The sequence below is a fragment of the Bacteroides sp. genome (genome assembly GCF_028690125.1).
Classification (GTDB): domain Bacteria; phylum Bacteroidota; class Bacteroidia; order Bacteroidales; family Bacteroidaceae; genus Bacteroides.
Genome location: NZ_JAQVBV010000007.1, coordinates 42,797 through 56,111, shown reverse-complemented (window position 1 = coordinate 56,111; position 13,315 = coordinate 42,797). Strand labels below are relative to the sequence as shown.

Here is a 13,315-nt window from a genome sequence, read left to right as displayed (position 1 = left end):
CATCAAATATATTTTCTAATTTCTTAGTATAAATGAACAGATTAAAATTCTATTTGTTAGCGCTGACTGCGCTAATTGCGTGTTCCGCAAAAGCGGATGAAGGGATGTGGTTACTGCAACTGATGCAACAACAACATTCCATCGATATGATGAAAAAACAAGGATTAAGCCTGGAAGCACAGGATATATACAATCCTAACGGTGTTTCTCTGAAAGATGCTGTCGGAATCTTCGGCGGGGGTTGTACCGGAGAAATTATCTCACCGGAAGGATTGATTTTGACCAATCACCACTGTGGTTACGCTTCTATTCAACAACATAGTAGTGTAGAACATGATTATCTGACTGACGGCTTCTGGGCTACTTCCAGAGACAAAGAGCTCCCGACTCCGGGGTTAGCATTTACTTTCGTCGAACGTATTGAAGATGTGACGGATCTTGTCAATGCCAAAATTGCTGCTAAAGAAATTACCGAAACCGAATCTTTCGGTGGTGATTTCCTGAATAAACTGGCAATGGAACTTTATGACAAGAGTGATCTCAAAGGTAAAAAAGGAATTATGCCGAGAGCTCTTCCTTTCTATGCAGGAAATAAATTCTATTTGTTCTATCTGAAAGTATATGAAGATGTACGTATGGTAGCTGCTCCTCCCTCTTCTATCGGAAAGTTCGGTGGCGAAACAGACAACTGGATGTGGCCTCGTCATACCGGTGACTTCTCAATATTCCGTATCTACGCTGATGCTGACGGAGAACCGGCTCAATATAATCCCAACAACGTTCCTCTGAAAACTAAAAAACACCTGACCATCTCTATCAAGGGGTTGGAAGCGGGAGACTACGCTATGATTATGGGATTCCCGGGAAGTACCAGCCGTTACCTGACCGTATCGGAAGTGAAAGAACGTATGGGATCGATTAACGAACCACGTATCCGCGTTCGTGGTGCACGTCAGGATGTGTTGAAAGAAGCAATGAATGCCAGCGATAAGATTCGCATTCAATATGCCAATAAATATGCCGGTTCCAGCAACTATTGGAAAAATTCGATTGGTATGAATAAAGCAATCATCGACAATAACGTGTTGGAAACAAAAGCTGAACAGGAAGCTAAATTTGCAGAATTTGCCAAAGCACAGAACAATGCAGAATATGCAACGGTAGTAAGTAAAATCGATGATGCAATCGCTAAGACTTCGCCTCTCAATTATCAGATGACTTGCTTACGCGAAGTGTTTTTCAGTGGTATTGAATTTGGTAATATCCAATTGGACAAAACCCGCGAGGCACTTGAAGAAAAGAACGATTCGCTGATCAAAATTCGCTTGAAAGGTTTGGAAGACACTTACGAAAGAATTCACAATAAAGACTATGATCATGAAGTAGATCGTAAAGTAGCCAAAGCATTATTACCTCTTTATGCTGAAATGATTCCGACCGAACAACGTCCGTCTATCTATACAGTGATTGAGCAGAAGTACAAAGGTGATTATAACAAGTTTGTGGATGATATGTACGACAACTCAATCTTTGCCAACCGGACTAATTTTGAGAAATTCCTCAAAAAACCGACAGTTAAAGCCATCGATCAGGATTTGTCAATGCAATATACCAAGTCCAAATATGAAGCCTTTGAGAAATTAGCTTCACAGATAGGTTCACTTCAAATGGAATTGGCTTTATTGCACAAAACGTATATCCGTGGACTAGGTGAAATGAAACAGCCTGTTCCTTCTTATCCGGATGCAAACTTCACACTTCGTCTGACTTATGGAAACGTGAAACCATATGACCCGAAAGATGGTGTGCACTACAACTACTACACTACTACGCAAGGTATCCTTGAAAAAGAAAATCCGGAAGACAGAGAATTTGTTGTTCCTGCCAAATTGAAAGAATTGATTGAAAAGAAAGATTATGGTCGTTATGCATTACCCAATGGTGATATGCCTGTTTGCTTCCTTTCAACCAACGATATCACCGGTGGTAACTCGGGCAGCCCGGTGCTGAACAAGAACGGTGAATTGATTGGCTGTGCTTTCGACGGTAACTGGGAGTCGCTGAGTGGTGACATCAATTTCGACAATAACCTCCAACGTTGTATTAACCTGGATATCCGCTACGTACTTTTCATCCTTGAAAAGTTAGGAAACTGCGGACATCTGATTAATGAAATGACGATCGTAGAATAAATGAAAAAACAATTCCTCTTTGCTCTTTTTTCATTGGCAACTCTTAGCATCCACGCCGACGAAGGTATGTGGATGCTAACTGACTTAAAAGAGCAAAATGCTGTTGCCATGCGAGAACTTGGTCTTGAAATTTCAATGGAAGAAGTGTACAATGCAAACGGACTTTCTTTGAAAGATGCTGTTGTACATTTCGGTGGCGGATGTACAGGCGAAATTATCTCTTCTGAAGGACTGGTTCTGACCAACCATCACTGTGGCTATGGAGCTATCCAGCAGCACAGTAATGTGGAACACGATTATCTGACCGATGGTTTCTGGGCAATGAACCGTGACGCTGAGCTTCCTACTCCTGGACTGACTGTTACTTTCATTGATCGCATTCTCGACGTCACCGGCTACGTCAATGAACAATTAAAGAAGGATAAAGATCCGGAGGGGACAAACTATCTGTCTCCTAGTTATCTGACTACCGTAGCTCACCGTTTCGCCAAAGCAGAGAATATCGAAGTGACTCCTGCAACCCAATTAGAGCTTAAGGCTTTTTATGGAGGTAATAAATATTATCTGTTCATTAAAACCGTATACAGTGATATTCGAATGGTAGGTGCTCCCCCTTCTTCTATCGGTAAATTCGGAGCAGATACAGATAACTGGATGTGGCCACGTCATACGGGTGACTTCTCACTTTTCCGTATTTATGCGGATAAAAACGGAAAACCGGCAGCATATTCCAAAGACAATGTACCTTTGCAAGTTAAAAAGCATCTGACTATCAGCCTTGCCGGAGTACAAGAGGGTGATTTTACTTTTGTCATGGGATTTCCCGGACGCAACTGGCGTTACATGATCTCGGAGGAAGTGGAAGAACGTATGCAAACAACCAATTTCATGCGTCAGCACGTACGCGGTGCACGTCAGAAAGTACTTATGGAGCAAATGCTGAAAGATCCTGCGGTGCGTATCCATTATGCCAGTAAATATGCTTCTTCTGCCAATTATTGGAAAAATGCTATTGGTATGAACGAAGGTTTAGTTCGTCTGAAAGTGCTGGATACAAAACGAGCACAACAGGAAGAATTGTTAGCTCGCGGGCGTGAAAAAGGAGACGATTCTTACCAGAAAGCTTTTGACGAGATACGTTCGATAGTTGCTCAGCGGCGTGATGCTACCTATCATCAACAAGCCCTCAACGAAGCACTTGTCGGAGCACTCGACTTTATGCGTTTCCCACCTACAACGGAAATAGTAAGCGCGCTCAATTCAAAAGACAAAGAGAAAATCAAAGAAGCTACTCAAAAACTGAAACAGGAAGGTGAAAAATATTTCGCATCAGTTCCTTTCCCGGAAGTAGAACGAATGGTTGCCAAAGAAATGCTGAAAACGTATGCAGGATATATCCCGGAAGAACAACGAATTAATATTTTCGAAATTATTAATTCTCGTTTCAAAGGTGACATAGATGCATTTGTGGATGCTTGTTTCAATAACTCAATCTTTGGTAATCCGGAAAACTTAGCAAAATTCATCCAAAAACCGAGTCTATATAAAATTGAACATGATTGGATGATCTTATTTAAATATTCCATTACTGATGGAATCCTAAAGACTGCCATCGCAATGAAAGAAGCTAATCAAAATTACGATGCAGCTCATAAGATTTGGGTAAAAGGAATGATGGATATGAAGCAAGAAAAAGGAATTCCTATTTACCCGGATGCAAACTCAACTTTACGGCTGACATACGGAAAAGTTCTTCCATACCAACCTGCGGATGGCGTTATTTACGATGCCCACACGACTCTCAAAGGTGTAATGGAAAAGGAAGATCCGGAAAACTGGGAGTTTGTAGTTCCCCGGAAATTAAAGGATTTATATAACGCCAAAGACTATGGACGTTATGGCAAAGAGGGCGAAATGCCCGTCTGTTTTATTGTAAATACAGATAACACCGGAGGAAATTCCGGCAGTCCGGTATTCAATGGCAAAGGCCAATTAATAGGAACTGCTTTCGACCGCAACTATGAAGGTCTCACAGGTGACATTGCTTTCCGACCTTCATCACAGCGCGCTGCGTGTGTGGATATCCGTTATACATTATTTATCATTGATAAATTTGCAGGAGCCTCACATATCATCGATGAACTGACGATTGAAGAAGAATAAATTAAAGAACAAAAAAGAAGAATGATGACTGTAGGTTTTCTATGCGATATTTATGCGTAACTAATACTTCACTTCATTCTTCTTTTTTGTTTTCTAATTTTAATTTACTAGACAAATTCCTCTACCATATACATCTCATCTATCATCTCATTCATCGTTTCCTGAAGATTCAGGACTGCTTCTTCCGGAGATTCTCCATAAGCATTACATTGCATATTGATAGTCAGCCAAGCGTAATAACCTCCATCTGAAGAACGCTCGAGTACATAATCAGTTCTATTCAGTTTCATATTGGTAAATAATTGGTAAAGGTTGGTACTGTTGATTGTGATGTAGCTAGTTTTTCTAATTCTAAGATAATGCGCCGTTCGCTACTGCGTGCCCAAGAAGAAAAATCACGATTAGGAACATAATCTTTTGCAAAATGAAGCAAAGAATTTAATTCGAATGAATCACCAATAATTCCTGCCCCCGCTTTCATCGCATCGTAAGCATTGCAATCTTGTTCGATGTGTGCAGGAACCATCAAAACGGGTTTCCCAAGATACATTGCTTCGCAGATGGACTCAAAACCTGCTGTACTGGCATAAGCACGGCAACCTGCCATTGCGTTAAGAAATTTAATATCATCAATTTGAAAGAAACTTAATGTCTCATCCACCTGTGTCTGATATTCTGCCTCGGCCTTATCCCAGAAAAACTTTAAAGGTACTTCCGGATGTTCCGCATGAAAAGCTTCTACACTATCCGCAAAACCGGAATTTACCATATAGCCATGAATATAGTCTCCTTCTTCAGGTTGTATTGATGTCACTTCTCTTCGCAATAAAGGAGGAACTGCTATAATCTGTTCTGTTTCATCTTGCATCATTTCACGAAAAGATAATGCCAGTTTTCTTGATGACCTGAAAGCCGTCATCCGCGTAAAGAAACGCAGCATCCACAACTGAAACTGATTCTTATCGGGGAATTCAAAATCATGATGCAAAAACAAATATTGATGTCCGATACAAACAGATGGAACAGAAGGACGGAAAAATGCATAAGTTAATCCGGTCAGAAGTTCATAGAAGTTGATGACAACATCTACCTCTGTATCTTTAATCCTCTGATTGATATAGCACATACTATTAAAATACTCCGGCAGACGGAATAAATTATAAGCAAAACTTTTCTTCAGGTTTGCCCGTTTATTATCGGGTGTCGGCAAGAAATTCGGACTAATAAAACGTTTAACCGGTGCCTTGATACTCCGGTTGAAGAATCCCGGTAAAGTACGTGAAGAGCTTTTTCCAACCAAGACTTCTACTACTTCATGCCCGTTGCGTATTAACATATCTTCAAGTGTGATCGCCTGCGTAAGGTGTCCTCTTCCTTCTCCTTGAACAATAAATAGAAACTTCATGAGGCTATTGTTATTTGTTCTGTTACTCGTTCTTCTGAAGGTATATCCTGCATTAGTTCGTTAAAATAACGAATTGTCCAATTTCCATTCTCGTCCTCTGTCAGAGCAGAAAGTGTCTCTACCCAATCACCGGAATTGAGATAATGTATCCCTTCGTAATAAGTGTTTGCCGGATGATGAATATGACCGCAGATTATTCCGTCGCACTTCTTTGCACGGGCAAGTTCAACCAATTCCTTTTGAAAATCGGAGATATAAGATACTGCGCTTTTTACTTTATTTTTGATAGATTGAGAAAGAGAATAATAAGGCTTCCCCTGTTTCATTCTACGCGCATTGTATATTTTATTCAGCCATAATAAAAAGGTATAGCCGATATCACCCAATTTGGCAAGCCATCTCATTTGAGTGGTTATCGTATCAAACACGTCTCCATGCGTCACATAATAACGTTTTCCATGACTCTCATAAAGATAGTCTTTTACAATCTGTACATTGTAGAAATTCAACGGAGCCAGATTATCCAAAAAGTCGTCATGATTTCCACGAACATAAATCACCTGCGTACCGAAATTTTCCATCATTTTCATGATAACCTTAAAAAAGTCAGTATGTTTTGACTTCCATTTCTTACCGATGCCACTTTTCTGAAGATGCCATCCATCGATGATATCCCCATTCAGGATCAGGCGGTCACAATTAATTGATTTCAAAAAGTTAGTGACCTCCACCGTTTTGGAATGTTGAGTCCCCAGATGAATATCTGAAAGAACTACTGTAGGATAATAGGTGCGTAAATGCATAATTTTACTGTTTTTCGATACGCAAAGTTCCCTTTTTTGCATTACAATATGATGTCTCTACCATTACTATTTCATGAACAAAAACAGTATTTAGCCGTTATATAAGAAAAAAGGATTTATATTTGCAGCCTTCATGGCTGGGTATTTTAATAAAGAAAGGAAAAATTATGGAAAAGTTTGCAGATTTGATACAATCCCCTGTACCCGTTTTAGTTGATTTCTTTGCAGAATGGTGCGGACCGTGCAAAGCAATGAAACCTGTCCTGGAAGAATTGAAATTAATTGTTGGAGACAAAGCCCGTATTGTCAAAATAGACATTGATCAGCATGAAGATTTAGCCACTCAATACACCATACAGGCAGTTCCGACCTTTATTTTATTCAAGAATGGAGAAGCGGTATGGAGACATTCCGGCGTAATCCACAGTAGTGAACTGAAAGGAGTAATTGAGAAACATTACACATAAAAAAAGAAAAAAGAACGAATGAAAAAAGTATTAGTAATGGTAGCTCTCGTTATGGCAAGCGTAATCGTTTACGCTTTCAATGACAGAGATGAAAACAATCAAGGTAAAAAAGAGGTAACAGGTAACGGAGAAGTCATCGTCATGGATAAAGCAATGTTCATAAAAGACGTCTTCGATTTTGAGAAATCAAAAGAATGGAATTACAAAGGCACTAAACCTGCCATCATCGACTTATATGCCGATTGGTGCGGGCCTTGCCGCCAGACGGCTCCTATCATGAAAGAATTGGCTAAGGAGTATGCCGGAAAGATTGTCATTTACAAAGTAAATGTAGATAAACAAAAAGAATTGGCTGCCCTTTTCAATGCGACGAGCATTCCACTGTTCGTATTTATCCCCATGAAAGGTGATCCACAACTTTTCCGTGGAGCTGCCGATAAGGCAACTTACAAGAAGGCCATCGATGAATTTCTTTTGAAGTAAAAAATAGTGTAACTATCCTGTGAGGATAGTTACACTATCATTAAGATACAGTGACGCTATACGGAAGGTATAGCGTCACTCTTTTTTATATGCCTGATATTGATTATTTAAAATATCCTACCGGATGATTCATCATTGGTATTTGACTGTCTGTGAGCTTCAATACTGTTTTCAGCATATTAATATCCATTGAAGCACGCGGAACTGTAGCCAAATTAGCAGTAGTACAAAACAAAGAAATATTCTGGCAAACAATGCCTACATCCACAGCTCCCATCAATTGATTACGAATGTTTTTAGCATCACCAAAGCGGGACACATCGCTAATTAATACCAATGATACCGGGGCTTCTTTCACAAATGCCTGACCTCCTGCCACAGCATCACGATGATCTCCTTCGGCAACCAAATTTAATTGATGAGTTTTTGCATCATACAAATAACTGCCTTCAGGTAATATCACATAGACATCTACATCTTGTTTGTTCAATGCAGACGGGGCTGTCCGTTTTCCGTCGGGACGGTTAATGCCGTTAGCTGCCCACAGCAAGTCCGACAAATCAGACAAACTCAACGCTTTCGAAGCATATTCACGAGTAGAATGTCGTTCGGATAAAGCTTTCATCACTGTACCACCTGTACGGTTCAAATTAGGTTTCGGTAACTTAATCACCTTATCAGCAGCAGAAGCTGCCACCGCAAATAATAAACACATCAAGATTAGTTGGAATTTTTTCATAAATGTGGCATTTAAAAGTTGATGAGCAAATATAAAGAAAAAGGCCTGCATTCACTATGGAACACAGACCTTTTTAGAGTTATTTATAAGGTTGAATTATTTATCGCCGAAGTAACGGTTGTACAATCCTTCGAAACCTTTGCCATGACGAGCTTCGTCTTTGCACATTTCATGAACAGTATCGTGGATAGCATCCAGATTCAATGCTTTAGCACGAGTTGCGATACGTTTCTTGTCTTCGCACGCACCTTGTTCAGCATCTTTACGTTTTTGCAGGTTAGTCTTAGTATCCCATACACAATCACCCAACAGTTCAGCAAATTTAGCTGCGTGTTCTGCTTCTTCCCAAGCATAACGCTTGAAAGCTTCAGCTACTTCGGGATAACCTTCGCGGTCTGCCTGACGGCTCATAGCCAAATACATACCTACCTCAGTACATTCACCCATGAAATGGTTGTTCAGATCTTTGATCATTTCCTCATCACAACCTTTAGCTACGCCAATTACGTGTTCGTCAGCAAAAGCTAAAGAACCACCTTCAGTTTCAACAACTTCAACGAATTTGCTGGCAGGTGCTTTACACAAAGGACATTTTTCAGGAGCTGCGTCACCTTCATAAACGTAACCGCAAACAGTACATCTAAATTTTTTCATTTCTTCTCAATTTTAAATTAATTAGTCAAATACGTATATTATTGTTCGTTTAAACAGTTCTTACAAATACCTTTATAATAATAATGTATTTCCGATACATGGTGACCATCCATTTCCTGATCTTCTACTGATTTAACCGCTTCGGGAGATTTCAGATCATAGATATGTCCACAGCATTTACAAAGAAAATGTGCATGGGCAGAAGTATCTCCATCAAAGTTTGCATTCTTCTCATCAATGGTAAGCATCAGTGCTGCTCCTTGTTCTGCAAAAAGCTTCAAAGTATTATAAACAGTCGTTTTCGACAATGTCGGCATGGAAGGAGACAAAGCTGTATAGATTTCATCGGCCGAGGGATGCGTACGATGTTTCATCAGGTACTCCATAACAGCAATACGTTGCATGGAAGGCTTTATGTTATACTCTAATAATCGCTCGTATGGTCCCATTATTTTTTCTTTTCAAATTTGTACTCATTACAATTATAAATCCGATGCAAAGATAAAAAGCCTTTATTTTATTTGCAAGTAAAATCAATTTTTTTTTCAACCAATATTCTCTGTGTATAGATTTGTGTGTTGAGGATTCGTAGACGAAAAGATAGAAATTCAAAACTATTTCCTAATTTTGCAACCACTATATATAAATTAAGGAATAAAATGAACTACGGATTTGTAAAAGTAGCAGCTGCTGTGCCGCGTGTTAAGGTGGCGGACTGTAAATTCAATGCAGAGAAAATAGAAAGTCTGATTGCAATTGCGGAAGGCAAAGGGGTACAAATCATTGTATTCCCAGAAATGAGTATTACGGGATATACATGTGGCGACCTGTTCGGCCAACAACTTTTGCTTGAACAAGCTGAAATGGGACTCATGCAGATTTTGAATAATACCCGCCAATTAGATATTATCTCTATTGTAGGTATGCCTGTCGTTGTCAATTCAACGGTAATCAATGCTGCTGTAGTCATTCAAAAAGGGAAAGTACTGGGTGTTGCAGCAAAAACCTATTTGCCTAATTATAAAGAGTTTTACGAACAACGTTGGTTTACGTCCGCTCTTCAACTGACAACTAATAATGTCCGTTTATGCGGACAAATGGTTCCCATAGGTGCAAATTTGCTTTTTGAAACTTCAAATACGACTTTTGGCATTGAAATTTGCGAAGATCTTTGGTCTACCATTCCTCCTAGTTCTTCACTTGCTCTGCAAGGAGCAGAAATTCTGTTTAATATGTCCGCCGATAATGAAGGCATTGGAAAGAATAATTATTTATGTTCTCTTATCAGCCAACAATCTGCACGTTGCATTGCCGGATATGTATTTTCATCTTGTGGTTTCGGAGAATCAACCACTGATGTAGTCTTTGCCGGAAATGGACTGATTTATGAAAATGGTTCACTTCTGGCACGCAGCAAGCGTTTCTGTATGGACGAACAACTGATTATCAGCGAAATTGATGTAGAACGCATACGGGCCGAACGAAGAATTAACACCACATTTGCTGCTAACCAAGCCAATCTAGGTGACAAAAAAGCTATATCTATTACAACAGAATTTGTCAATAGCAAAGAGCTGATGCTAACACGCAGCTTTAATCCACACCCATTCGTACCGCAGGGAACTGAACTGAATGAATGTTGTGAAGAAATATTTTCTATTCAAATAGCCGGATTAGCTCAACGTTTGCTACATACCGGAGCTAAAACGGCAGTAATTGGTATTTCCGGAGGATTGGATTCTACTCTGGCACTTTTAGTTTGTGTAAAGACATTCGATAAACTGGGATTATCCCGCAAAGGAATTCTAGGAATTACAATGCCCGGTTTCGGAACGACTGACCGTACCTATAACAATGCCACCGAGCTCATGAAATCGTTAGGGATATCCATTCGTGAAGTCAGCATAAAGGAGGCCTGTATTCAGCATTTCAAAGATATCGATCATGATATAAATACACGTGATGTTACTTATGAAAATTCTCAGGCACGCGAACGCACACAAATATTAATGGATATTGCCAATCAAACGAATGGTATGGTTATCGGTACAGGCGATTTATCTGAACTAGCATTGGGATGGGCAACTTATAACGGAGACCATATGTCGATGTATGGTGTTAATGCTAGTATTCCAAAGACTCTTGTAAAGTACTTGGTACAATGGGTAGCCGAAAACGGTATGGATGACGATTCAAAAGCCACTTTATTGGATATTGTAGATACTCCTATCAGTCCGGAACTTATTCCTGCAGACGAGAATGGAGAAATAAAACAGAAAACAGAGGATTTGGTAGGGCCTTATGAATTGCATGATTTCTTCCTCTACTATTTTTTGCGATATGGTTTCCGTCCTTCTAAAATTTACTATTTAGCTAACTTAGTATTTAAAGAAGCATATGATGAGGAAACAATCAAAAAGTGGTTATCCACTTTCTTCCGACGTTTCTTCAATCAGCAATTCAAACGTTCTTGTCTACCCGATGGACCTAAAGTAGGAAGCATTTCTCTCAGTCCACGTGGTGACTGGCGAATGCCCAGTGATGCAAGTTCAGCAATGTGGTTGAAGGAGATAGAAGACTTATAATTATTCTATAATACATTAGTATCGTGCCACAGCATTGGCACGACTTTGCCATCTCATTGGCACAACTGTGATTTCCCATTGGCACAGTTGTGCCAATGGGAAATCACAAGTTTGGCATTATAATCTTTATTTTGATGTTACTACTTCCTTAATCTGTTCGATATCTGCATCCTGGATTTCTCTTACAAGATTTTTATAAATCTTATGAAAACCAAATCCTTCACCTGTCATTTCATAAATTGCATCTTCTTTAGAGACATTCTGAAAGATGATACGATAAAGTGCACAAACAATTCCTGTCCGGTCAGAACCATGATGACAATGAATCAATATAGGACCTTTACGATTATAAATAATACGTAATGCTTCTATCAACCGCTCCTCACTAACCGAGCCGGCTCTCATTTTTAATCGGTGTAGCTTTAATGTTGTACCTTCCGCTTCGTCATCATCACTATGCCATCTGCGGAGATTCAAGACCTCACGAATCCCAAATTTTTCCAAGGCTTTAAAGTCAATATCCGTAGGTTGCTCGGAACGATATACACCAGAATCTATTTGATATATATTGCTCAAATTACTATCAGGAATAATAACCTTTTCAGCTTTGGTGGTTTGACCATAAACAGCCAAAGATAGTATAAGCCCCAAAAAGCAAAACAAGATTTGTTTCTGCATAACTTGAATATATGAAAAATCAAAGTACTCCCTTACTGGAAGGAAGTTCAAAATGATAGATATCTCGCTTCAATGCCATTTTCAAAGCACGAGCCAGTGCTTTAAAAATCCCTTCTATTTTATGATGTTCATTTTGTCCTTCTGCTTTGATATTGAGATTCATCTTTGCTGCATCACTTAATGACTTGAAAAAATGAAGAAACATTTCAGTAGGCATATCCCCTATCTTTTCACGATTGAAGTCTGCATCCCAAACTAACCAAGGACGTCCTCCGAAATCTAAGCAAACCTGACAAAGACAATCATCCATCGGCAGAGCATAGCCGTACCGCTCGATACCTCGCTTATTTCCCAGTGCCTGATAAATACACTCACCCAAAGCAATAGCCGTATCTTCGATAGTATGATGTTCGTCCACCTCCAAGTCACCTTTCACTTGTATGGTCAAATCCATTCCGGAGTGTTTTCCTATCTGCTCAAGCATATGGTCAAAGAATCCCAAACCGGTAGAAATCTTGCATATACCTTTACCATCCAAATCCAGTGCTACATAAATATCTGTTTCTTTGGTGGTACGGCGAACTTCAGCCTTACGTTCTCCTGCAAACAGGAATTCTGCAATCTTATCCCAATCTTTAGTCGCCAAAACACAGAACTCATCTAGTTTTTTTTCTTTCAATGATTCGACAGAATCTTGCAAGTAAATAGCTCCGCATCCCAGGTTCTTAGCTAACTCCACATCTGTAGGACGATCTCCTATCACAAAGCTTCCTGCTAAATCGTATTCCGGATTATCAATATACTTTTTCAACATTCCGGTACGTGGTTTACGCGTGGAAGCATTATCTTCGGGAAAACTACGATCGATCAAAATATCATCAAAAGTAATTCCTTCTCCTTCCAAAGTCTTCAACATTAAGTTATGAGCCGGCCAAAAAGTTTCTTCCGGGAAGGAAGAAGTACCTAAACCGTCCTGATTAGTCACCATTACAAACTCAAAGTCAAGTTTGCTGCGGATAAATCCCAGGTTTCGGAACACTTTCGGATAAAATTCCAATTTCTCCAAAGAATCGAGCTGATAATCAACAGGAGGCTCGATCACCAACGTCCCATCTCTATCAATAAATAATACTTTCTTTTTCATGA

Annotated in this window: 13 protein-coding genes; 5 read left to right on the top strand and 8 right to left on the bottom strand. The window is 39.6% G+C overall.

Annotated features, from left to right (window positions below):
* The first annotated feature begins 32 nt into the window (after positions 1–32).
* Positions 33–2,192: a S46 family peptidase gene (locus PHO71_RS06500; RefSeq protein ID WP_300200644.1), complete on the top strand. Its 2,160-nt coding sequence runs from the start codon at positions 33–35 to the stop codon at positions 2,190–2,192.
* Positions 2,193–4,355, top strand: a complete 2,163-nt coding sequence (locus PHO71_RS06495; RefSeq protein ID WP_300200641.1) for a S46 family peptidase — start codon at positions 2,193–2,195, stop codon at positions 4,353–4,355. It begins immediately after the preceding gene.
* Between the two features lie 107 nt (positions 4,356–4,462).
* Here PHO71_RS06495 and PHO71_RS06490 read toward each other — a convergent pair whose 3' ends face one another.
* From PHO71_RS06490 to PHO71_RS06480, 3 genes are read right to left on the bottom strand one after another with little or no spacing between them, the layout of a single operon-like run.
* Positions 4,463–4,645, bottom strand: coding sequence for a hypothetical protein (locus tag PHO71_RS06490; RefSeq protein ID WP_300200638.1), 183 nt, complete (start codon positions 4,643–4,645; stop codon positions 4,463–4,465).
* Positions 4,642–5,760, bottom strand: a complete 1,119-nt coding sequence (locus PHO71_RS06485; protein ID WP_300200635.1) for a glycosyltransferase family protein — start codon at positions 5,758–5,760, stop codon at positions 4,642–4,644. Before PHO71_RS06485 ends, PHO71_RS06490 begins: the two co-directional genes overlap by 4 nt.
* The gene (locus PHO71_RS06480; protein WP_300200632.1) at positions 5,757–6,563 is read right to left on the bottom strand and encodes a UDP-2,3-diacylglucosamine diphosphatase; all 807 of its coding nucleotides are present in this window, start codon (positions 6,561–6,563) and stop codon (positions 5,757–5,759) included. Before PHO71_RS06480 ends, PHO71_RS06485 begins: the two co-directional genes overlap by 4 nt.
* 167 nt (positions 6,564–6,730) lie before the next feature.
* Between PHO71_RS06480 and trxA the strand changes: the two genes are divergently transcribed.
* Together trxA and PHO71_RS06470 are read left to right on the top strand one after the other, a co-directional pair.
* Positions 6,731–7,030, top strand: coding sequence for a thioredoxin (gene trxA / locus PHO71_RS06475; RefSeq protein ID WP_300200629.1), 300 nt, complete (start codon positions 6,731–6,733; stop codon positions 7,028–7,030).
* A gap of 18 nt (positions 7,031–7,048) precedes the next feature.
* Positions 7,049–7,513 (top strand): thioredoxin domain-containing protein, encoded by a 465-nt coding sequence (locus tag PHO71_RS06470; protein WP_300200626.1) that lies wholly within the window; start codon positions 7,049–7,051, stop codon positions 7,511–7,513.
* A gap of 103 nt (positions 7,514–7,616) precedes the next feature.
* Here the strand turns inward: PHO71_RS06470 and PHO71_RS06465 are convergent, their stop codons facing one another.
* From PHO71_RS06465 to PHO71_RS06455, 3 genes are all read right to left on the bottom strand, one after another.
* Entirely contained in the window at positions 7,617–8,252 is a 636-nt protein-coding gene (locus PHO71_RS06465) for a SagB/ThcOx family dehydrogenase (RefSeq protein WP_300200623.1), read from the bottom strand.
* 96 nt (positions 8,253–8,348) lie between these two features.
* Positions 8,349–8,906 (bottom strand): NADH peroxidase, encoded by a 558-nt coding sequence (locus PHO71_RS06460; protein ID WP_300200621.1) that lies wholly within the window; start codon positions 8,904–8,906, stop codon positions 8,349–8,351.
* Positions 8,907–8,944: 38 nt separating this feature from the next.
* Positions 8,945–9,355 (bottom strand): Fur family transcriptional regulator, encoded by a 411-nt coding sequence (locus PHO71_RS06455; RefSeq protein WP_300200618.1) that lies wholly within the window; start codon positions 9,353–9,355, stop codon positions 8,945–8,947.
* Positions 9,356–9,565: 210 nt separating this feature from the next.
* Here PHO71_RS06455 and PHO71_RS06450 point away from each other — a divergent pair, with 210 nt between their 5' ends.
* Positions 9,566–11,491 (top strand): NAD(+) synthase, encoded by a 1,926-nt coding sequence (locus PHO71_RS06450; RefSeq protein WP_300200615.1) that lies wholly within the window; start codon positions 9,566–9,568, stop codon positions 11,489–11,491.
* Positions 11,492–11,617: 126 nt separating this feature from the next.
* Here the strand turns inward: PHO71_RS06450 and PHO71_RS06445 are convergent, their stop codons facing one another.
* Positions 11,618–12,169, bottom strand: a complete 552-nt coding sequence (locus PHO71_RS06445) for a tyrosine-protein phosphatase (RefSeq protein WP_300200612.1) — start codon at positions 12,167–12,169, stop codon at positions 11,618–11,620.
* Positions 12,170–12,188: 19 nt separating this feature from the next.
* The gene (hisB, locus tag PHO71_RS06440; RefSeq protein WP_300200609.1) at positions 12,189–13,313 is read right to left on the bottom strand and encodes a bifunctional histidinol-phosphatase/imidazoleglycerol-phosphate dehydratase HisB; all 1,125 of its coding nucleotides are present in this window, start codon (positions 13,311–13,313) and stop codon (positions 12,189–12,191) included.
* Positions 13,314–13,315 lie beyond the last annotated feature (2 nt).